General features: G+C 41.8%; 20 protein-coding genes. 1 reads left to right on the top strand and 19 read right to left on the bottom strand.

Translation table 11 applies throughout. The features are described from left to right. Positions 1 to 145 precede the first annotated feature (145 nt). The 18 genes from M1G01_RS01140 to M1G01_RS01055 all read right to left on the bottom strand — a co-directional run bounded on the left by M1G01_RS01140 (position 146) and on the right by M1G01_RS01055 (position 20970). The gene (locus tag M1G01_RS01140; RefSeq protein ID WP_247930946.1) at positions 146 to 697 is read right to left on the bottom strand and encodes a GNAT family N-acetyltransferase; all 552 of its coding nucleotides are present in this window, start codon (positions 695 to 697) and stop codon (positions 146 to 148) included. 300 nt (positions 698 to 997) lie between these two features. Continuing rightward, on the bottom strand, positions 998 to 1822 hold the full coding sequence (gene nadE / locus M1G01_RS01135) for an ammonia-dependent NAD(+) synthetase (RefSeq protein WP_084945850.1): 825 nt from the start codon (positions 1820 to 1822) through the stop codon (positions 998 to 1000). Then, a complete protein-coding gene (locus M1G01_RS01130; RefSeq protein WP_084946414.1) occupies positions 1819 to 3279 on the bottom strand; it encodes a nicotinate phosphoribosyltransferase in 1461 nt (486 codons plus the stop codon). Before M1G01_RS01130 ends, nadE begins: the two co-directional genes overlap by 4 nt. A gap of 116 nt (positions 3280 to 3395) precedes the next feature. Next, positions 3396 to 3884: a DUF6773 family protein gene (locus M1G01_RS01125; RefSeq protein WP_084945849.1), complete on the bottom strand. Its 489-nt coding sequence runs from the start codon at positions 3882 to 3884 to the stop codon at positions 3396 to 3398. After that, positions 3874 to 4083 (bottom strand): helix-turn-helix transcriptional regulator, encoded by a 210-nt coding sequence (locus M1G01_RS01120; RefSeq protein WP_049478916.1) that lies wholly within the window; start codon positions 4081 to 4083, stop codon positions 3874 to 3876. The genes M1G01_RS01125 and M1G01_RS01120 overlap by 11 nt, the downstream gene beginning before the upstream one ends. A gap of 198 nt (positions 4084 to 4281) precedes the next feature. Continuing rightward, complete coding sequence (locus M1G01_RS01115; protein ID WP_247930945.1) at positions 4282 to 4692, bottom strand: GNAT family N-acetyltransferase; 411 nt, start codon at positions 4690 to 4692, stop codon at positions 4282 to 4284. A 98-nt stretch (positions 4693 to 4790) separates the two neighbouring features. Beyond that, a complete protein-coding gene (locus M1G01_RS01110; protein ID WP_247930944.1) occupies positions 4791 to 6155 on the bottom strand; it encodes an amino acid permease in 1365 nt (454 codons plus the stop codon). Positions 6156 to 6231: 76 nt separating this feature from the next. Next, positions 6232 to 6714, bottom strand: a complete 483-nt coding sequence (gene greA, locus M1G01_RS01105) for a transcription elongation factor GreA (protein ID WP_000818765.1) — start codon at positions 6712 to 6714, stop codon at positions 6232 to 6234. 62 nt (positions 6715 to 6776) lie between these two features. Then, the gene (mltG, locus tag M1G01_RS01100; protein ID WP_247930943.1) at positions 6777 to 8528 is read right to left on the bottom strand and encodes an endolytic transglycosylase MltG; all 1752 of its coding nucleotides are present in this window, start codon (positions 8526 to 8528) and stop codon (positions 6777 to 6779) included. Between the two features lie 74 nt (positions 8529 to 8602). Beyond that, complete coding sequence (locus M1G01_RS01095; RefSeq protein ID WP_247930942.1) at positions 8603 to 9106, bottom strand: GNAT family N-acetyltransferase; 504 nt, start codon at positions 9104 to 9106, stop codon at positions 8603 to 8605. After that, entirely contained in the window at positions 9103 to 9570 is a 468-nt protein-coding gene (locus M1G01_RS01090; RefSeq protein ID WP_247930941.1) for a GNAT family N-acetyltransferase, read from the bottom strand. The genes M1G01_RS01095 and M1G01_RS01090 overlap by 4 nt, the downstream gene beginning before the upstream one ends. Positions 9571 to 9579: 9 nt before the next feature. After that, entirely contained in the window at positions 9580 to 10914 is a 1335-nt protein-coding gene (murC, locus tag M1G01_RS01085; protein WP_125422312.1) for a UDP-N-acetylmuramate--L-alanine ligase, read from the bottom strand. An 11-nt stretch (positions 10915 to 10925) separates the two neighbouring features. Continuing rightward, complete coding sequence (gene zapJ, locus M1G01_RS01080) at positions 10926 to 11537, bottom strand: divisome accessory protein ZapJ (protein ID WP_061427763.1); 612 nt, start codon at positions 11535 to 11537, stop codon at positions 10926 to 10928. Positions 11538 to 11584: 47 nt separating this feature from the next. Then, entirely contained in the window at positions 11585 to 14680 is a 3096-nt protein-coding gene (locus M1G01_RS01075) for a pilus expression-regulating Snf2 family helicase (RefSeq protein ID WP_247930940.1), read from the bottom strand. A gap of 92 nt (positions 14681 to 14772) precedes the next feature. Beyond that, positions 14773 to 15939, bottom strand: coding sequence for a MalY/PatB family protein (locus M1G01_RS01070; protein WP_247930939.1), 1167 nt, complete (start codon positions 15937 to 15939; stop codon positions 14773 to 14775). 7 nt (positions 15940 to 15946) lie between these two features. Continuing rightward, the gene (locus M1G01_RS01065; RefSeq protein ID WP_181186811.1) at positions 15947 to 17041 is read right to left on the bottom strand and encodes a cystathionine gamma-synthase; all 1095 of its coding nucleotides are present in this window, start codon (positions 17039 to 17041) and stop codon (positions 15947 to 15949) included. Between the two features lie 145 nt (positions 17042 to 17186). After that, the gene (locus M1G01_RS01060; protein WP_247930938.1) at positions 17187 to 19145 is read right to left on the bottom strand and encodes a peptide ABC transporter substrate-binding protein; all 1959 of its coding nucleotides are present in this window, start codon (positions 19143 to 19145) and stop codon (positions 17187 to 17189) included. A 202-nt stretch (positions 19146 to 19347) separates the two neighbouring features. Then, complete coding sequence (locus M1G01_RS01055; RefSeq protein ID WP_000064204.1) at positions 19348 to 20970, bottom strand: putative polysaccharide biosynthesis protein; 1623 nt, start codon at positions 20968 to 20970, stop codon at positions 19348 to 19350. A 105-nt stretch (positions 20971 to 21075) separates the two neighbouring features. On the opposite strand from M1G01_RS01055, the gene M1G01_RS01050 reads away from it, so the two are divergent. Beyond that, positions 21076 to 22521: a UDP-N-acetylmuramoyl-L-alanyl-D-glutamate--L-lysine ligase gene (locus M1G01_RS01050; RefSeq protein ID WP_247930937.1), complete on the top strand. Its 1446-nt coding sequence runs from the start codon at positions 21076 to 21078 to the stop codon at positions 22519 to 22521. Positions 22522 to 22553: 32 nt separating this feature from the next. On the opposite strand, the gene M1G01_RS01045 is transcribed toward M1G01_RS01050, so the two are convergent. Continuing rightward, positions 22554 to 22754, bottom strand: a complete 201-nt coding sequence (locus M1G01_RS01045) for a CsbD family protein (protein WP_000051178.1) — start codon at positions 22752 to 22754, stop codon at positions 22554 to 22556. Positions 22755 to 22804: the final 50 nt, after the last annotated feature.

Here is a 22804-nt window from a genome sequence, read left to right as displayed (position 1 = left end):
GATTTGATAGGACTATTATAGCTCCAAAACTCCAGAAAAAACAGGGACAATGATAGGGGAAAATAGGAATTTAATCAGGTTATTTAGAAATCTTGCACAAAAAAAGCCAGACAAGGTCTGACTTTGGTAGTTACAGAAAAGAAAATCACCTGTCTTCCCTACTTATCTGGTAATAAATAAGGTCCGCAACGTAGTCTTTTCTCTCCACACCATTGGCAATGGTTTTTAGATAAGACATTCCCGCTTTTTCCATCACACGACCTGAAGCTGGGTTAAGACTAGCATACCGAGCTCTGACTTTTTGAAAGCCTGCTTGAGTAAAACAAAAGTCTAAGACAGCTTTCAAAGCCTCCGTCATCATACCACGACCCCAATAATTCTTTCCTAAAATATAGCCAATTTCACAAGAAGAATCGTTCTTATCCATTGCAACGATGCTAATATCTCCTATCGCTTGCTCTGGGTTTTCTTTGAGACAAATGGCCCATTTGTAATAGTTGGGATTGACATAGAAAGCAACCCAATTGCGAATCGAGTTTCGAGTCACGTCAAGATTCGGATGAGGATCCCAGGTGACATAGGCCAGATTCTCAGCAGATGAAGCCCAATTTTGAAACATAGCTTCTGCATCACTCTCCACAAATCTTCTCAAGATCAAACGTTCTGTCTGTAATATTTGCGTACCGATTGCTTTCATGATGTTACCTCACTTTCTATCCTTGGAATTAGGTTTATACTTCCATTGCTCTGCCTTACTTCTCTATTCAAGACTAGAAGCGAAGAAGGTCCCCTCGGACCTTCCTCGTTTTCTTATTTTTAGACTCGGGGTAAAAAGATCCACCGGACCTTCCTCGTTTTCTTATTTTTAGACTCGGGGTAAAAAGGTCCCCTGGACCTGCCTTGTTTTCCTATTTCTAGACTCGGGCTGAAAAGGTCCCCCGGACCTTCCTCGCTTTCTCATTTCTAGGCTCAGGGTAAAAAGGTCCACAGGACCTTTTTACTCCCAAAAGTCATCAAATACGGTGATTGGTAGGTGGCGTTTGTGTTGGCCTTTATGCCACCAGTTTTCGATGGTTGCTTGGGCTTCTGAGCTGATGGTTTTGCCTTCTAGGTAGTCATCAATTTCTGCATAAGTGACTCCAAGAGCGACTTCGTCAGCCAAGCCCGGCTTATCTTCTTCAAGGTCAGCGATAGGAACCTTTTCATAAAGTGCTGGATCTGCGCCAAGCTCTTTCAAAAGTTGTTTCCCTTGGCGTTTATTGAGGCGGTAAAGAGGGAGAATATCCGCACCGCCATCACCAAACTTAGTAAAGAAACCTGTGATATTTTCCGCTGCATGATCTGTCCCAATAACTGCTCCGCTATGTGCTCCTGCTAGCGCATATTGAGCGATCATACGGCTACGAGCCTTGATATTTCCTTTGTTAAAATCCGTCATTTGACTGCCTGTAGCCTCTACCGCTAAGGCCATAGCATCTACAGAGTCCTTGATATTCACCACCACACTGACATCTGGCTGGATGAAAGCAAGAGCTTTTTGAGCATCTGCTTCATCAGCTTGCACTCCGTATGGCAGGCGGACAGCGATAAATTGGTAGCTGTCATCTCCTGTCTCAGCTCGCATTTCTTCCATAGCTAATTGCGCCAAACGCCCTGCTAAGGTTGAGTCTTGTCCTCCAGAAATCCCTAGTACAAATGTTTTAAGGAAGGGGTGTTTTTTCAAGTATCTCTTTAAGAAATCAATCGAACGACGAATTTCTTCTTGGGCGTCAATTACTGGTTTGACGCCCAGTTGCTGGATAATGGTCTCTTGCAAACTCATTCTTCTTCTCCTTCACCAAGGGCTTCTTTGCGCATCTTATCAATCAAGTCCATCTTATCTTGCCAAATATCACGCGCCAAATCTACTGGATAGTGCTGCGGATTGAGCACACGCTTGTACTCATCCCATAGCTTGTCAAATTCCTTGCGAGCATAGGCCTGAATTTCTGTTAAACTAGGCAAGTTGTAAACTAATGTTCCTGCTTTGAAGATGTCCACCAAGAGAGGAACAGCATCAAAATTTCGAACGGTCTTCTTGATGTAGGTATAAGTTGGATGGAACATTTTGATTTCTGTCATGCTGGCAACATCCACACCGTCATAGGTGATGTAGTCACCTTCTGACTTGCCTTTTTCACGACTAGTAATGCGCCATACCTGCTTCTTACCTGGGGTCGAAACTTTTTCAGCATTGCTTGAAAGCTTGATGGTATTGCGCATCTTACCAGTTTCATCTTCGATAGCCACAATCTTATAAACTGCCCCAAGAGCTGGCTGATCATAGGCTGTAATCAGCTTGGTACCCACCCCCCAGACATCAATCTTGGCGTGTTGCATTTTGAGGTTAAGGATGGTATTTTCATCGAGGTCATTGGAAGCGTAAATTTTGGCATCTGGATATCCAGCCTCATCTAACTGTTGGCGAACTTTCTTGGAAATATAGGCTATATCCCCTGAGTCGATACGAACGCCTTTAAAATTAATCTTGTCTCCCAGTTCACGAGCTACCTGAATAGCAGCTGGCACACCGATGCGAAGCGTATCATATGTATCTACTAGAAAGACACAGTCACGATGGGTTGAAGCATAGGCCTTAAAAGCCTTATAGTCGTTTCCATAAACCTGTACCAAGGCATGAGCATGAGTACCTAAGACAGGAATACCAAAGAGCTTCCCTGCTCGCACATTGCTAGTCCCGTTGGCTCCACCAATCACGGCTGCGCGTGTTCCCCAGATAGCTGCATCCATTTCTTGCGCACGACGTGTTCCGAATTCCATCAAAGGCTCATCTTCAATGACTGAACGAATACGTGCTGCCTTTGTCGCTATCAAGGTTTGAAAATTAACGATGTTTAAGAGAGCCGTTTCGACCAATTGGCATTGGGCTAGAGGGCCTTCAACTTGAACAATTGGCTCATTAGCAAAAACAAGGTCCCCTTCTTGGGCAGAACGAACCGTCAACTCCAACTTGAGATTGCGGAGGTAGTCTAAAAATGCCCCATGATAGCCAAGCGACTCCAAGTAGGCAATATCGCTATCTGAAAAGCGCAAGTCTTTAAGATAATGTACAATTCTTTCCAAACCAGCAAAAACTGCATAGCCGTTCTGAAAAGGTTGCTGACGGAAATAAACTTCAAAGACCGCCTTTTTATTGTGAATTCCTTGGTCAAAGTAAACTTGCATCATATTGATCTGGTACAAGTCCGTGTGCAATGTCAAACTATCATCTGGATACATCTGTTTTCCTTCTTCCTTTTTTACAAAGGTATGAACGTATTCTACCACTTTCACACCGTCCGATAAATTAGTACTATTATAACACATTTTACCGAGATTGATAAAAAGCTAACAAGCTATTCTCCATTCTCCAGTTCATCCATATCTTGCTCAAACTTTTTTTGGGCCCATTCGCCATAACTTTTAAGGCCGAGATTGCCGATAAAAACCCAAGGAAGGTAAATCAGATAAGTAATAACCCAAGCAGACAAATATTTAACGTTCAGAGGATTGTGCTGATAAATTTCGATATTGAATTGATAATTCTCCAACATCAAGAGAGACGTAATAGCGAGAGTTACCAGCAAACACCCTATAATTGTAAAATGAAAACGACTATAGTAGGTCACTCCAAGTTGTCGTGCACGATTGAAAAAGAAGAAAATTCCTAAAAGAAGGGTAACCAGAAGAATATTAGGATTAAAAAGAGCAGGTGCTAATACAGCCACCAGATAGCTTAGCAGAATGAGCCCGATAAACATATAAAAAGTCTCTGCTCCAGCTTTGTTAAACAGTTGTTCTTCTCTTTCGTCTAATAATTGATAATAAAAAAATCTATTTTTCATCTTCTTCCTCCCAAAATAATTGATCTAAAGTTTTGCCTAAGCATCTGCAAATGGACTGACAGAGGGAGAGACTAGGATTGTATTTCCCAGCTTCAATCAAGCCTATAGTCTGCCTAGTAACACCCACAGCCTCTGCCAAATCCCCTTGTGTTAATTCACGCTCCACCCGAGCTAATTTTAATTTTAAATTTTTAGCCACTAGCGTCCTCCTTCACATTTTTAAAAAGTTGCGCTTCTTTTAAAAACATTATACCATATATCTAACTTAATGCAATATATAAATGTCATTTTGTAAGATTTTATTAACAAAAAAACTCTCTACCATCTTACATGATAAAGAGCATTCGTTCTTTTTTGATACTTAGCTAAGTTCCTCTCCAAAAGAAAGAAGTCTAGGTCACAAATCCTTTTGGTAATAAAATCTTTGCCCTGTGTAGGGATAGTCTTGCAAGGTAAAGACTTCCTTGTAGCCATGGCTTATATAAAAATCTGGCGCTTGAAACTGGTAAGTATTGACAAAAGCAAAACGACAGTTTCGTTTCTTGGCTTCATTTTCTGCTCGCTGCAATAGTTTTGAACCAATTCCTTGTCCCCGTAATTCCTCTTTCACAAACAGATATTCGATTTCCAACCAATTTCCGAAAGTCTCAGCTACTAAGCCCGCCATGAGATTACCCTTTTCGTCTTCGAGATAAAGATTCAGTGGCTTACTTTCAGCCTCTTCTCTTTTAGAACGATTATAAGCACGAATCAAATTCCCTATTTCTTGCGCTTTATGCGACTCCTTATTTTCCAATCTAACGTGCATCCAAACCTCCTTAGAACTGCTACAGCTTGATTATAATCCTATTTTAATAGACTGTCAAACTAGAAAAACTCACCAAACAGAGTTGATGAGTTCATGATTTATTTTCTAAATTTCCACTGACTATAAATCCCAAAAACAAGGATCCAGATAGCAGAACCAACTGCCCCCATGAAAGTAGACTCTTGCAAAAAGAGAGTCACAAAAACAAAGACAAAAAAGAGAATGGTTAGGGGATTAAGCAAGCGATACTGAGGCATGAGGTAGCCATCAGCCATGAAATCTTGTGACTTGCGGTATTTGAGATGGGCCACCATTATCAAGATATAAATCGCGATGTAAACGCCTGATGAGGATGCTGTGATCAAAGCAAAGGCATCTGAAACACCTGGTAGCACATTGATAAAGGCAGCCATAGCAATCAAGATCGCTGAGGCGATGATGGCATTTTGTGGAACATTGTGGCGAGAAAGGGTATCGACCTTGATGGCCCTTAAGAAACGATTGGGCGAATCATGGGCAATCTGATATAAGTGTCTCCCTGTTGAGTAGAGAGTTGAGTTAAGAGCAGACGCTGCTGAGGTCAAGACAACAAAGTTGATTAGAGCCGCCGCCCACTTGATCCCTGCCAGTTCAAAAACCGTTACAAAAGGAGAATCTGAAGAATTAAGATAAGACCAAGGAATAATGGCCATAATCGCAATAAGAGCTCCCCCATAGAAGAAGATAATTCTGAGAGGAATTTCCTTAACAGCTTTGGGCAAGACCTGACGAGGGTTCTTTGTTTCAGAAGTTGTCACCCCGATAAACTCAATCATCAGATAGGCAAAAAATACCATTTGAAAGGCCATGACAAAGTTCATAACTCCGTTTGGAAAAAGAGAGAACTGGTCGCTGATATTTGACAAACTTGCAACACCATGAGGTGTCTTAAAGCCTGTCAAAACCATAAAGACTCCTGTTGCAATCATGGCTAAAATCGCCACAATCTTGACCATAGCAAACCAAAACTCGACTTCTCCAAAGAGCTTAACCGCAATCAGATTGACCAAAGCCAAAATCGTTAAAAAGACAAGCTGAATCATCCAGCTAGGCCATGTGGGAAACCAGAAGCGGACATAGTCTGAGATGGCAGTGATTTCTGCCATACCGATAAAGACAACTGACAACCAATAAGACCAAACTGAGAAATATCCCCAGCCTTTCCCCAAATGACGGGTGATAAAGTTGATAAAGGTATGTTGTTCTGGATCCTGATACAGCATCTCCCCAACAGCCCTCATCATCAAAAACATAAAGGCTCCTGTAATCATGTAAATCAGAATGATCGAAGGTCCAGTAAGGCTGATAGAGCGACCAGCACCTAGGAAAAGTCCTGTTCCGATTGTTCCCGCAATGGCCATCACCTGAACATGGCGATTGGTTAATCCACGCTCCATTTTGTTTTTCTTCTTATTTTCACTCATATAGTCTCCTTTTTATCCAAAAAACCAAAAAGGAGTTGAGCAAGGCAAAACCTTCACTACTCCTTTTTCATCCTATTTAGGCTGTTTTCTCAACCTTTAAGATTTTGACATCATAGCTACCAACTGGTGTTTCAATCGTTGCAGTATCGCCAGTCTTCTTGCCAATCAAAGCACGGCCAATCGGACTTTCATTTGATACTTTACCAGCAAAAGCATCTGCACCTGCAGAACCGACGATGATGTAGACCTCTTCTTCGTCTTCACCAACTTCTTGGATTGTTACTGTTTTACCGATTGCTACCTCATCTTGGGCAACTGCATCGCTATTAACAATTTCAGCATAGCGAATTTTTGTTTCTAGACTTGAAATTTGTCCTTCAACAAAAGCTTGTTCATCTTTCGCTGCTTCATACTCACTATTTTCTGAAAGGTCTCCATAGGAACGAGCAATCTTGATACGCTCTACGACTTCGGGACGTCGAACGAGTTTCAACTCCTCTAATTCTTTTTCTAGTTTTTCCTTTTCTTCAAGGGTCATTGGGTAAGTTTTTTCTGCCATTTTTTTAACTTTCTTTTCTATTTACTTTTTTAAAACAAAATTATGTGGAAAACCACATAATTTTAGTTTGAACTACTTGCTTGAGGTAACTTGCTATTGATATGCTCTGCAACGTTTTGATCATGTTCTTCTTTTGTTGTCGCAAAGTATACTTTACCGTCTTCAACATTTGCTACAAAGTACAAGTACTCACTCTTTGTCTGATTTACACTTGCTTCAATCGCATCCGAACTTGGGCTATCAACCGGTCCAGGCATGAGGCCAAGGTGTGTGTAAACATTGTATGGTGAATCAATCGTTGTATCAATTCCAGCGTCATCTGCTAAACTAATCTTTTGACCAAGTTTTCCTTGAGCATATAGGATAGCGATATTACTTTGAAGTGGCATACCAGCATTCAAGCGGTTATAGAAGACACCTGCGATCATCTTGCGGTCTTCGGTCTTAGCACCTTCTTTTTCGACAAGAGAAGCAATGCTGAGCAATTCATTAACTGTCAGATTCTTTTCTTTGATCGTAGCGTAGTATGGTGACATAGCCTTGTCCATAGCAGCTACCATCTCATCAATCAAACTTTCAACAGTTGTGCTGTCTTTGATCGTATAGGTCGCTGGGAAAAGGTAGCCTTCAAGACGATAACGAACGCCACTGTCTTTTGTTGGAAGACTTCCAAGTAGGTTTGGATACTTGGCTACTAATTGTGAGATAAAGGTCTCATCTTGAGCTTTTGCCAAGAAAGCGTCCGCAGTAAGAGGTTCTTTAAATTCTCCTTGAAGTTGTCCTACTGTTTGAGCGATTTGCTCTAATGTATAGCCTTCTGGAATTGTCAAGTTTGCAAGAACAGGTGCCTGAGCTTCAGGAGTCCCACCTTTTTCTAATTCTTGAATCAACTCATCCGTACTCATACTCTTCTTCAAGTTGTAATAACCTGACTTCAAGTTAGCATGGCTATAATATTTAGCATAAAGACTAAAGATAAGTCCATGTTTAACCAAACCAGATTTTTCCAAGGTGCTTCCAATTTCTTGAACATTTGCACCGTCTGGTATTTGAACCGTTACATAATCCTTAGAGCTCGCATCCACAGGTTTCAAAGAATCTTGAACATAACCATAACCAAAGTAACTACCAACTACAACGAGTACTAGGAGAACTAGAACTGTTACCAGGCAACCTTTGGCTTTTGATTTTTTCTTTTTCTTAGTTGATGTTGCACCTTGACGACGACTACGACGTGGAGCATCAGCTAATCCACTGCTAGATTCTGTAGAAACAGGCTCAACTCTTTCAGGCATTCCTGGGGTAATTTCCTTTTTCTTGTCTTCTGTTTTATAGGTTACGGCAACCTTAGTCGGAGTGTCGTTAAATTCTTTTTCTTCGGGTTTAAGCTCAACTGGTTCTACCTTAGGTTGAACGGGTTCCACTACAGGTTCTTCAGCCAGATGAATCGGCTCTACTAGAGGTTCTTCAGATTCTACAACTTCAATCTTATCAATGATTGGCTGTCTAATCTCTTTCTCTTCTTGTCCATCCGTTTCATCAGTACTAGCACTTGAAAGTGGAGGAACACTTGGTGCATTCTTTAGGATTTTATCGACAACAGACAGGGAATCAGCCATCAACTCTTCTGTTGATGTTTCTGGTTCAAGATCTGAAGGAGTTGCTGAACTAGCTTGAGATGATGAAGCCGTCAGATTTGGAATCTCTACTTCTTTCCCTCTTCTATCTTGTTCTTTTACTCTTTCTAAATCACGTAGAATCTGCTCTTTAAAGCTTAATTTTTCTTCTTCTCTTGATTTTTCAGTCAAAAGCATTACCTCCTTGTTGACAATCCATAATATTATATCTTAAAAGTCGCAGAAAAGCAACCAACTAGGGCATTCCCTAGCTAGTTTTCTTTATTTTCAGGCTGCCAGACCATATCATACCATGTTTCCCCAGCAAAGCTTGACTGGGATATTCCTTCATTAACAAAGCCGTGCTTTTCGTAATAGGCGATAAGGTAATCATGACACGTCAGATTAATCCCCTCTCGTTCATGTTCTAAAGCGACCTCTTTCAGAGCCTTTAATAGTCTTTTCCCCACTCCCAAAGCTTGTGCTTCCTTGGCAATAGATAGGCAAGTCACAGAAATATAACCTCCAGGTTGATGGCTATAGTCTTTTATTTCTTCTGTAAAGGACTGATCATCTAGATGGCGGTGTGGGACGACTGGACCTTCGATATAACCAAGAATATGCCCCTCTTTTTCAGCTACCAGAAAACTGGTCTGAATTTCCCGCAAATGCGCCTCAAAGACCGAACGAGGAATGGCCTCCTCAAGGGAAAAATTCTCTAGCTCTATCTCTATAATCCGATCCAAATCCGAAAATCTTGCTTGTCTGATTTTCATATTTCCTCCTGATAAAAGGGATTAGCCCAAGTCAGATACCATTCAGAACCACTGCCATAATGACTTTCTGTCATTTCTTCTTCAACAAAGCCATTCATTTCAAAATATGATAGCAACTCATCAGGACTTTGCAAAAGAATACCTTGGTAATCTAGTTCGACTGTCACCTGTTTCAAGGCTGCAAGAAGAAGAGTTCCCAACCCCTGTCCCCAATGGTCAGGATGAATGGTCAATGATTTTAATTCTATCCACTTGGGATGAAGATACTGAGCTTCTCCTAAAACATAGCCTAGGAGCTGATTTTCATCCCCAGCTACAAGAAAGGTACCCGCAGTCTTGCGGATACTCTCTTCTAAGGATTGGCGGCTAAATGCCTCTTCTGATGTAGGATTGGCTTCTTCAATCGCCAACATTTCTTCTAGATCTGATAAGGTGGCTTGCCTTATAGTGATTGGAATTTCCATTTGTTTTTCCTATTGGACGTTGCTTGTCAAATTTGACAAGAGACGTTCAAATGAATATTCATAGGTTTGGATGTCTCCTGCACCCATAAAGACGTAAACAGCATTGTCATGGTCTAGGAGTGGTGAAACATTTTCAACAGTGATAACCTGGTGTTTCTTGTTGATCTTATTGGCTAAGTCTTCTACTTTGACATCACCATGGTCCACTTCACGAGCTGATCCATAGATTTGCGCTAGGTAGACGGCGTCTGCTTGATTCAATGCATGGGCAAATTCGTCCAACAAGGCAATGGTTCTTGTAAAGGTATGCGGTTGGAATATTGCCACGATTTCCTTGCTTGGATATTTCTGACGAGCTGCATCCAAGGTTGCAATGATTTCTGTTGGATGGTGAGCAAAGTCATCAATAATCACTGTATCATTGACAATTTTTTCAGTGAAACGACGCTTAACACCTGCAAAAGTTTTCAAGTGTTCACGGACCAAGTTCAAATCAAAGCCAGCTGTGTAAAGAAGACCAATAACAGCTGTCGCATTCATGATATTGTGACGACCAAAGGTTGGAATGTGGAATTGTCCCAATTCTTGACCACGAAAATGAACGGTGAAGGTCGAACCAGTTGTAGAACGTAGAAGGTCGCTAGCTACAAAGTCATTTCCCTCAGCATCAAAGCCATAGTAATAGATTGGCGCATTGGCTGTGATCTTACGCAACTCAGCATCCTCACCGTATACAAACAAACCTTTGGTAATTTGTTTGGCATAGTCGTTAAAGGCGTTGAAAACATCCTCTAGACTTGTAAAGTAGTCTGGATGGTCAAAGTCAATGTTGGTGATGATAGAGTATTCTGGGTGGTAAGGCATGAAGTGACGCTCATATTCGTCTGATTCAAAGACAAAATATTTGGCATTGGCTGAACCACGACCTGTCCCGTCACCAATCAAGAAGCTGGTGTCTGTGATGTGAGACAAGACGTGTGACAGCATACCTGTTGTTGAAGTTTTTCCATGTGCTCCTGCCACTCCCATGCTGACAAAGTCGCGCATAAAGCTACCGAGGAATTCGTGATAACGTTTATAGCTGATGCCATTTTGGTCCGCATAGGCGATTTCAACGTTGTTATCTGGACGGAAGGCGTTTCCCGCGATAATCTCCACATCACCTTGTAGGTTCTTTTCATCAAAAGGAAGAATGGCAATCCCTGCCTGCTCTAGACCACGTTGAGTAAAGTAATATTTTTCAACGTCTGAACCTTGAACCTTGTGTCCCATTTGGTGCAACATCAAGGCTAGGGCACTCATCCCTGATCCCTTGATTCCAATAAAATGATATGTTTTTGACATGCTTTTCTCCCCTACTCAGTAATTCTTGTCAGATTCAACTCTTGGGCAACCTGACGTTCCTGTTCCGTTTGCTTATTCTTTTTATTATAGATTTGACTCTTCTTTAGAAAATCGTAGTTGTTCTTTTTAGCTTTTTCCGTTTGGGTTTTCGGAGTTGGATTCGCCACTTGGCCAACCTCCTCAGCTAAGATATAGTGAGACTGGCTCAAGTTTTTACTAAATTTAGCAAACTCACCTGGATTTTCCTTTTGAAATGGTGCTGTTGGTTGGTTTCCTTGACGAACAAGTGTTGAACCATTGTGTCGTCTAGTATGACTAACATCCTGAGTCAAATACTTGGCTGAACGTTTCTTCTTCAAGTCCGCACGCGCCTCTTCTCGAGCCAATTCAGCATAGGTTTTTTCAACTTTTTTAGGTTCTGGGCTTGGCTTTGACTCCTTATTAACCACTGGAGAAACTACGGTTTCTTCCTCATTGATAGGAGACCATTCTAAATAGTTCTTATCACGGTAATCACCTTTGATATTGCTAATAAAGTCTGACTCATCGTACAAGTCCATGACTGGCATTTTGGTCAGCATGATCTCATCATCTGACACCAATGGAAATCGATCTTGTTTCATTTTGTATTTCCTTTCAACACTTCATTATAGCGTATTGTCTTGATTTTTCAAGTGCTGGCTTCAGAAATTCCCAAAATTTCACGAATTTCTGCCAGACTGAGACTCGCACGCGACTCCGTACCATCTAAAACTTGGGAAACCAAATGTTTCTTTTGTTCTTGAAGTTCTTGGATTTTCTCTTCAATGGTCCCCTTGGTAATCAAACGATAGACTTCGACCATCTGCTCCTGCCCCATGCGGTGGGCTCGTCCGATAGCCTGGGCTTCGACAGCGGGATTCCACCAGAGGTCAACCAAAATAACTGTATCAGCTCCCGTTAGATTGAGACCAACACCACCCGCCTTAAGGGAGATGAGAAAGGCATCTCTTTCCCCTTGGTTAAAGGCCTTAGTCATCTCCTGTCTGTCATGAGCAGGAGTTGAACCTGTGATTTTGAAGGAGGTCAAGCCCAAGTCTGGGAGTTCTTGCTCGATTTTTTCCAACATTCCTTTGAACTGGGAGAAAATCAAGACCCGATGCCCACCATCAGCCACTTGAAGCAATAAATCTCGGAGACTATCGAGTTTACCACTGGCTCCTTGGTAATCGTCCATAAAGAGAGCTGGCGTATCGCAAATCTGTCGCAATCGCATGAGACCAGATAAGATTTCTACCCGACTTCTTTGGAATTCTTGATCTGTCACTTGCGCTAGGCGGTCTCGCATCTGTTGCAACTGGGCTAGATAGATGGCCTTCTGCTGGTCTTCCAGTTCATTTTTATAGACGACTTCGATCAGGTCAGGCAGTTCTGTAAGAACTTCTTCCTTCTTACGCCTCATGACGAAGGGTTTGATAAACTGCGCGACTCGCTCAGCCGGTAATTTCATAAACTCCTTTTTACTTGGTAAGAGCCCCGGTAGCACAATTTGAAAGATAGACCACAACTCTCCTAAATGATTTTCGATGGGGGTACCTGACAAAGCAAAAACTGCTGGCACCACAAACTGGCGCAAACTCTGAGCAATCTTTGTTTGGGCATTTTTCATGACCTGAGCTTCATCTAAGAAGAGAAAATCAAAAGCCATTTCTTGATAAAGCTCGCTGTCTTGACGAAAGGTGGCATAGCTAGTCACATAGATTTGGTGATTTTCAGAAAGAATTGCTTCTCGATTCGCTTTCAAACCATGAACGACAGCCAAATCCAACTGTGGTGCAAATTTCCTGAATTCATCTGCCCAATTGTAGATTAAACCTGACGGAGCCAAAATCAAAACCCGACTGTCTTCTGTCACCTGACTGGTCGAAAAAGCGATGGTTTGCAATGTTTTTCCCAGTCCCATATCATCTGCCAGAATGCCACCAAAGCCATAGTGATGAAGCATCTGGAGCCAACGGACACCCTTTTCCTGATAGTCTCTCAAACTCGCCTGCACCCGTATATCTCCCAAAGGAAAATCCTCTGGATGAGTCAAATCATGAGCTAAATGCTGAAATTCTTCCGAGAAGGAGATCCTGTCTTGACCTTCAAACAACTGAGACAAACTATAAGCTAGGGATTTCCGAGCCTGAAAAGAACCATCTTTTAGCTCAACCCCCAGTTCCTGCAAATTTTGACGAATCTGCTTGGTTTCCTCATCAAAAAAGTACACTTGGTCAGAAGAACTGATATAGAAATCCTGATTGCTGGTCAGGGCTTTAAGAGCTTGATCAATCTCTTCTTGGGCAATCCCTTGGAAATCAAATTGGATCTCCAACAGTCCTCCCTTGGACTCAATCTGAACCTGAGGAGCTTGGATGCTGTAGAGCTGATTCATCTCATCAGACAAGAAAACCTGACCCAACTTCTCAAAAGCTGGAATCGTATGGTGAAAGAAAGAATAAACTGCCTCTGGCTTCAAAGCCTGTCTCCAAGACTGAAAATCAGCCTCAAAACCAGCCCCTAAACAGACTTGAAATAGTTGGTTTTCCAAGACAGCATCGCTTGAAAATGGTAATTGTTCCAGCTGTTGACGACTAGTTACCTTAACATCTCCATAGTCAAACTGAATATTCAAGCGGATGCGGCCGTCATCCTCCCTATCAAAGTAAAAGATTGGTGAAAAGGGTCTGATTTGCAAGCGTTCAGGAGCAGAAACTGTGCCCAGCTGTCCAAACAAAGGCAGACAGGCGGCTAGGCGGTCACGATCACTATTGTCAAACTGGAGGCATTTTCTCCCTCTTTCCTCCTGAGGAAGCTCCTTGATTTCCTTTAGGAGGCTGATTTGTTTAGGATTTAAGAGATAAAGATTCCCCTTACGAAAGAGAACCGCTCCCCCATAGAATACGTTGACTCGCTCACTTTCAGAAATCTCCATCTCAAAATAATCGGGATACTCCTGCACGGAAAAAGAGAAAAGGTTTGCTTCTGGATCTAAATCATGAAAGAGAAGATTTTCATAACTAGTAATCTGGTGTTCGAAATGAAAATCTTCCAAGTTCATCAATAACCCCACTCCCTGCTCAAAAAAGGTCAGAGGGAAAAAGAGGTGACGACCTTGATTGGGGAAAAAGAGCTCTTGACTCAGTCCCTCCTCAATCAAGCCACATAAAAAAGTAAGAACTTCCTGACTAGCTGTATCAAAAGCATCCCAAGACAAGTCATTTTCATAGTGTTTCCCAATCATATATGGCTTTCGATGGACCAAGACCTTCAAAAAGAGAGGGATGTCACGAATGACATAATATTTTTGACTCTCAAACAAACCGATTCGAAGAGTCCAAAGGAGGCGATTGGTTCCAGCTTCCACCTGGCCTAGAGCCGACAAAGTGTAAGTCTCTTCTCGTTTTTGAGGTTGAACACGCTCCAAAAAACTTCCACCAAAACTAACCTTGGTTTCAACTTCTTCTTGCTCTTCATGTCCTTTTTCTAAGGTTTGTAAAACCACCTGACCTTCTTCATCATTTTTCAGATAATGCTCGAGCGCTGCTAGGTGAATACAGTAACCTCTTTTTTGGAAAAAATCGCAAGCGCAAAAAACAAGATCATCCTCTAAACTGTAGCGCAAGTCTTCTCCAGCTACACGTGTATAGAGGCGATTCCCTTTTTCCTTGATAATCTCAATCTTGCCCGTCTCATAGAGAGTGACTCCCTCCATGCGCAACTTTCCTGGAATCAATTTAGCCATAGTTACCCCTTTATCTTATCTCTTCATTATACCATATTATCCCCTATGAAAATAGCCTTCCAGGAAGACTTTTCTCCTAGAAGGCTCGATTCTTAAAGTGTGGCAAAAGCAGTCACGATGCGTTGGCAAACTTCTTCCAAAATTGTTTTAGGCATGGCAACATTGAGGCGGGCATGAAGGGTTCCCTCCTCCCCAAAGTCCAAACCTCGGTTCAAGATGACCTTGGCTTCATTCTTCAAAAGCTCTTGCAAGTGCTCATCCGTTAGGTTATAGGCAGAAAAATCCAGCCAGATTAAATAGGTCCCTTGGGGTTTCATGACCTGAATCTTGGTTTTGTTGCCAAAAACATCCACTACATAGTTAATGTGGTCTTCGATGACTTCTTTTAACTCTCCTAGCCAGTCCTTACCATAACGGTAGGCAGCTTCTGTTGCCAAATACCCCAAGCCTGAGATTTCATGTTGGTTATTGGCCAACTGTCGTTTTTGAAAAGCAACACGAAGCTTTGGATTCTCAATAACGGCATAGGAATTTTTCGTCCCAGCAATATTAAAGGTCTTGGTAGCACTGCTCAAGATAAGGGAAAAGTCTTTAAAAGCTGGATCAATGGTATTAAAAGACTGGTGTTTGTGACCAAAGAGGGCCAAATCTTGGTGAATCTCATCTGAAACCAACAAAACACCGTGTTTTTGGCAAAGATGGCCTATCTGTTCTAACACTTCCTTTTCCCAAACACGTCCACCAGGATTGTGGGGATTGCAAAGGATATAAAGCTTCACATCTTCTTCCACCAATTCCTTCTCCAATTGCTCAAAGTCAATCTCAAACACTCCATCCTTTTCCACCAAAGAATTGGTAATCAATCTGCGGTTATTCAACTTGACACTGCGAGCAAAAGGCGGATATACCGGTGTGTTAATCAGAACAGCCTCTCCTTCTTTTGTAAAGGCTTGAATGGCTGTTGAGATGGCCGGTACCACTCCCTCGATAAAGACAAGGGCATCCTTATCAAAGTGATAGCCATGTTGTGTGGCTTCCCAGTCCTGAACCGACTGAATCAAAGCATCACTAGCATAAGTATAGCCATAGACCAACTGATCTGCGTAGGCTTGTACAGCTCGTCGAACCTCAGGCAAAACCACAAAATCCATATCTGCTATCCAGGCTGGTAGAACTTCTCGGTCAGCTTCTGCTTCTTTCCATTTATAGGTATGGTGCCCAAAACGATTGGGCAGGCTTGTAAAATCATATTTTCCCATATCTATCTTATCCTTCCAAAGCTTGGCGCAAGTCCGCAATCAAATCTCTAGCATCTTCAATCCCAATTGACAAGCGCAAGAGGTCATCTGTTAAGCCATAGGAATGGCGCACTTCTGCTGGAATATCCGCATGGGTTTGAGTCGTCGGATAGGTGATCAGACTCTCTACCCCACCCAAACTTTCCGCAAATGAGAAGACCTTGAGGCTATTTAAAATATGAGGAATACGTTTTTCATCCACTACTTTAAAGGAAATCATGCCTCCACGTCCTGTATAGAGCACTTCCTTGACAGCAGGTGAATCCTTCAAAAAAGCAACCACTTCTTGGGCATTGGCTGTAGAACGCTCCATACGAAGAGGCAGGGTTTTGAGACCACGAATCAACTGATAACTATCAAATGGTGACAAGACCGCACCAGTCGTATTTAGATTGTAGAAAAGTTGTTCATATAGTTCTAAACTATTAGTCACAACCACCCCAGCCAAAACATCATTGTGCCCTGCTAAGTACTTGGTGGCAGAATGAAGAACGATATCCGCACCGTCTTCAATCGGACGTTGGTAAATCGGACTGTAGAAGGTATTGTCCACCACCACTTTAGCACCCTTGGCATGAGCTAGTTTGGCTAGTTTGGCAATATCAAATTCCAACATCAAGGGATTAGTTGGTGTTTCAATATAGAGAACATCCACATCTTTCTCTAACTCAGCAACAAGCTCTTCTTCTGTATTGGCATAGGTAAAATGGAAACGGCCTTCCTGCTCGACTTGGTTAAACCAACGGAAAGAACCCCCATACAGATCACGCACAGCCAAGACTTTACTTCCTACTGGAAAAACACTAAAAGCTAGTACAATCGCAGCCATACCTGAGCTCGTCGCTAGGGCATAGTCTGCTGATTCGATTGCCGCCAAGACTTCCTCCGCCTTACTGCGAGTTGGGTTTTTGGTACGAGTATAGTCAAATCCCGTAGACTGACCGAACTCCGGATGCTGATAAGTGGTTGAAAAATGAAGCGGTGTTACCAAGGCACCTGTAGCCTCATCTGACTTGATCCCAGCCTGGGCCAAAATTGTGTTGATGTGTAGTTCTTTGCTCATACAATACCTCCAAATCTATAGTAACTATTGTACCACTTATTTTTACTAACTCATTTTCTTGTTTTCAAGAGCTAGTTATAGTTTCAAACTATATAAAAACGATAGTTCCTTGAGAAACTATCGTTTTTCCTGTTGAATAGACTGGTTATTTAACGTGTTTTGCCAGTTCTTCTTGGGCTTTTTTATTTGATTCTTCTTTTTCTTTCTGCCATTTTTCTTTAGCTTTTTCATACTCATCAGCCGTTACAGTCTTATCTTGTAACTTGAGATACTTGTATGATTCGACACCCTTATTTCCAGCTTGTGAGAATGGTGATGAGAATGGAACTGTCTTTCTCAAGGTCGGTGTTCCACCCTGAGAAACGTTTGGAATTGCAAGGGCGCTATCAACGAGCCAAGCTTGAATTTCAGCATATTTTTCATAACGTTTTGCTGGTTCTTGCTCCTTGTTCGCTTCTTCTAGCATTTGAGTGTAGGTATCCAGACCAACCGCCTTAGCCTTGTCATTGACCTCACCTGGTTCTAGACCAATGTTTTGCAACATACCACCGTTATTGACATTTAAGATATCAAGATAGCTTGATGGGTCCAAGTAGTCAGCACTCCAACCGCCATTATAGATATCAAAGTCTTTTTGAGCTGCGGTTTGAGCTAGGTAGCTAGAGTTGTCAAAGTCATCTGTTGATAGCTGTTGGATATCGATAACCACATTCTCAGCTCCTAGAACAGATTCGATGGATTGTTTCAAAGAACTTGCTTCAAGTACACCTTTTTTAGCTGATTGGTCTACAGATACATCCAAGTGGATTGGGAATTGCACACCCTTAGCTTCCAATTCTTTCTTAGCTTCTGCAAATTTAGCTTTAGCCTTGTCAGGATTGTAGTATGGATCTTGTGCGTCCGCAAAGTTGATTCCTTGCCATTCTTGGCCATAGTTGACCATCTTTTCTGAAACAACATCGCCAAAGTCTTTTCCGTTGATACTTACAAACGTAGGAGGTACAACCAAGTTACGAATAATCTTTGTTGCTCCGTCCTCCCCTTGAGATTGTGCTCCATAGGCTGTACGGTTATAAGCATAGTTGAAGGCTTGACGGAAGTTTTTATTCAGAACTGCTTCTTGGGTTGATTTCTTTTCGATATCTGAAGATTTAGACGTGAAGTTATAAGACTTTCTGTCCAAGTTGAAGTTCAAGTAATAAGAAGTTGCGTTTTGCATACTATAGATGATGTTATCCTTGTTCTTCTCTTTAATGCCTTCAAAGCTTGAGCTATTTGGGTAGAGACGCGCATAGCTGTATACTCCTTCTACAAAGTTACGTGCTAGTGCATCTTGGTCACTACCATCATAATAGGCCAATTTCACACCATCCACAAAGACATTTTTTTCATCCCAGTAGTTGGGATTTTTCTTGAATTCGATAACAGATTTTGAAACAAAAGATTTCATCAAGAAAGGTCCATTGTACAAAATACTAGAAGGGTCTACCTTACCAAAGTCATCCCCTTTTGATTTTAAGAAATCTGCATTGACAGGGAAGAGAATGGTTGAAGTTGTTTTAGAATTCCAATAAGATTCTGGACGTGTCAAAGTGTACTGAACTGTTTGGTCGTCAATCGCCTTAACACCGACAGTTGAAAAGTCAGTTGTTTTCCCGTTGATATAGTCATCCAAACCTGCTACAGAGTCTTGAACAAGGTACAAGGCTTCGGATTTTTTATCAGCAGCATATTTCAAACCTGTCACAAAGTCTTGGGCCGTTACAGGGGCGTATTCTTCACCCTCATAAGTATACCATTTTGCATCCTTACGCAATTTGTAAGTATAGGTCAAACCGTCCTGAGAAACAGTCCAATCCTCTGCCAATGATGGAACATAGTTACCGTATTGGTCATTTTCCATCAACCCATCCACCAAATTGGTCACGATGTCATTGGTTGTTGCACGGTTTTCTGCAAGATAGTTCAAACTAGATGGATCGCTCGAATAAACATAGTTATATGTTTTAGTAGCGCTACTTGAATTTCCACATGCGCTCAGTAAGATACCTGCGCTTAACACGACACTTGCAAGTGTCAGATACTTGGCCTTAGACTTTTTCATTTCCAGAACCTCCTGTTTAAAAGTTTTGTCTTATTATACAGCTTTAGTTTTATTTAGTCAAGTGATTACTGAAGAAAAACTTAAAAAAGCATATTTTTTGCTCTTGATTTTAGAAAAAGTTCTCTTTTTTTAAGAAAAATGTAGTATAAAAACCTTTCTATTAAAGAAAGGTTAAATTCATTACTTTTATTTATAAATCTTTTTACGATATTTTTAATCGTGTACGTAGGCGGTCTGCTTGAGCTTTGCCAATTATCTTGTCCAAGAGTCGTGTCCGTAGGCTCATCAAACCATAAAGACCTCCTCCAAGCCCTCCGATGAGAGCCACATAAAGGAAACTCCAAAAACGTCCACTTGGTTGGAAGACAAAACCGAGTAGCCACTGCAAGAAGCCAACTAGGATAAACATGACAAGGGTCAAGATGGTAATCAAAATGGTTCGCTTCAAGATTATCTTTCGACGAGCACCCGTTACCTGGCAGATGTCTCGGTACATCAGGACATTCGGAATAATCAAGCCGATAGTCGTTGAAATCAAGGGACCGTAACTATGGAAAATAGCAATGGTTGGCAATTGCAAGACGATCTTAGCAATGGAACCATAGATAAAGTAAAGAACTGCCTTGCGGTTTCGGAACATAGCCTGAAGCATAGGAGACAAGACCATATACAAGCCTAGGATAGTAGACTGCAAAACTGCAAAGACAAATAAGCCCATGGCCAGACTATCTGGCTTACCGTAAAAGACTGTATAAAGAGGCTCCCCTACCATGACCACTCCAACCGTTGCCGGCAGTAGAAATAAGAAGAGCATGGTGAGACTATCTTGGACTAGGCGAGCTGCTGCCGGTAAGTCGCCTTTTACATAGTTTTCCGTCAACAGCGGCAAGCCGACACTCCCAATTGAAACTCCCACAGAGATTAAAATCATGGTAATTTTATTAGGATTGGCAGAGAAATAAGAAAACATGACAACCAAGTCTTCATTGCTGTAGTTAGTAAACCACTTCATACTATTGATAAAGGTCATCTGGTCTAAAATCTGGAAGAGTTGGATGGCTGATCCTGTCAGGATAAAGGGAATGGCTTCCTTGATCGTATCGACTAAGAGTCGCTTACTATTGATTTTATCCCGTGTTTCAAAAACTCTTTTAAGCAAACCTTCTTGAGCAAGGAAGTAGATCAAAACTGCAAAACTTGCCACCATCCCCACAAAGGCCGCAAAGGTCGATTGGGTAACGGCTGATAAGTAGTCACCAGAACCCATCTTCATAATGAAGAAGGTTGCCATCAACATCCAGATAACACGGATCACCTGCTCGGCGATTTGACTCATAGCATAGGGTTTGAGGTTATTCATCCCTTGGAAGAATCCTCGGATGACACTCATAGATGGGAAAATCAAGACCGCCCAAGCCAAGCTCTGCATGATGGGAATCAGGTCTTTCCCCACACCTGACAAATCTGCTAACCAGGGAGAAAAGAGATACAAGACCAAGGCAAAGACTAAGCCCAAGCCTGTCATAAAGCTTAGGAAACTCCGAATCAAGGCAAAGCTATGCTCTTCTTCTCGCATGGTATTGTACTTAGCCACTTGTTTGGCGACCGCAACTGGGATACCCGCTGTCGAAATCAGCAAGAACCAGGCGTAAATATTGTAGCCCATGGTAAAGAGACCATTGGCCTTAGCGGCATAAGTCCCCATCCAGATATACCAGGGAATAATGTAGATAGCACCAAGGAGGCGACTAATAAAGTTACTAGCTGTTAGCCAAGCAGTCCCTCGCAACATCTGGGCTTGCTGGTGATTGTTTTCGTTAGACATAGCTTCCTCATTCAATTTTGATAACTAGGAAAAGTTCCTTATCTTCCATTATAAACTTTTCCTTGTTACTTGTAAAATTCGGGCGTGAAGTTTATAATAGAAAGTATGATTAAGATTGAAACCGTATTAGATATTTTAAAGAAAGATGGCCTTTTTCGTGAGATTGTTGACCAAGGACATTACCACTACAACTACAGTGAAGTTGTTTTTGACAGCATCAGTTACGACAGTCGAAAAGTAAAAGAAGGCACTCTTTTTTTTGCAAAAGGCGCTGCTTTTAAAAAAGAATACCTCCTATCTGCTATAAGTCAGGGCTTAGCCTGGTATGTCGCAGAAAAGGACTACGAGGTTGGTATCCCCGTCATCGTTGTGAACGATATCAAAAAAGCCATGAGTTTGATTGCGATGGAATTTTACGGCAATCCACAAAAGAAACTCAAAATTCTCGCTTTCACAGGGACAAAAGGAAAGACGACAGCAGCGTACTTTGCTTACCACATCCTATCTCAACGCTACCCAACAGCCCTCTTGTCAACTATGAACACAACTTTGGATGGCGAGACCTTCTTTAAATCTTCCTTCTCAACGCCTGAAAATATCGATCTTTTCGACATGATGGCTCAGGCTGTTAAAAATGGAAGAACCCATCTTGTAATGGAAGTCTCTAGCCAAGCCTATCTTGTTCATCGAGTCTATGGTCTGACCTTTGATGTAGGTGTCTTTCTTAACATCACTCCTGACCATATCGGTCCGATTGAGCATCCAAGCTTTGAAGATTACTTCTACCACAAACGTCTCTTGATGAAAAATAGCCGAGCAGTTGTCATTAATAGCGACATGGACCATTTTTCTGTATTGAAAGAACAAGTGGAAGATCAAGAACATGACTTCTATGGTAGCCAGTCAAGTAACCAAATCGAGAACTCCAAAGCCTTTAGCTTTTCCGCTACAGGTAAACTCGCTGGTGATTATGATATCCAACTCATCGGCCACTTTAACCAAGAAAATGCAGTTGCTGCAGGACTTGCCTGTCTTCGTCTAGGTGCCAGTCTTGAAGATATCAAAAAAGGGATCGCTGCAACCCGCGTCCCTGGACGTATGGAAGTTCTCACTCAGAAAAATGGAGCCAAGGTCTTCATCGACTACGCCCACAATGGTGACAGTCTGAAAAAACTGATTTCTGTTGTTGAAACTCATCAAACTGGAAAGATTGCTCTGGTTCTCGGTTCGACTGGAAACAAGGGTGAAAGTCGTCGCAAAGACTTTGGACTCCTCCTCAATCAACACCCTGAGATTCATGTCTTTCTCACCGCTGATGACCCCAACTATGAGGATCCAATGGTCATTGCTGAAGAAATCAGTAGCTATATCAGTCATCCTGTTGAAAAGATTGCCGATCGTGAAGAAGCCATCAAGGCAGCCATGGCCATCACAAATCGAGAACTCGATGCTGTGATTATTGCAGGCAAGGGAGCTGATTGTTACCAAATCGTCCAAGGAAAGAAAGAAGACTATCCTGGAGACGCAGCTATCGCAGAACGTTATCTATAAAAAAAATCAAGGGAAACATTCCCTTGATTTTTTTAGTCTTCTTTTTTAAATGAATTTTTAAGACCTTCAACGGCACCTTCTACAGCACCTTTAGCATCTTCTACAACTTCTTTTGCTTTGGCAACTGTTTTTTCTACAGCACCTTCTGCTTCAGTTTTGCTATCACCAGTAACTTTCCCAAATCCTTCTTTGATAGCACCAGTTGCTTGATCCAATTTATTTTCAAGTGACATAGCTCTGTCTCCTTTGCTTTTAATACGATAAACGTTATCGCTTACATTTA

Source organism: Streptococcus oralis (genome assembly GCF_023110055.1).
GTDB classification, from domain to species: Bacteria; Bacillota; Bacilli; order Lactobacillales; family Streptococcaceae; genus Streptococcus; species Streptococcus oralis_BY.
The sequence above is the reverse complement of the archived record's forward strand: the minus strand, read 5'-3'. Positions and strand labels throughout refer to the sequence as shown.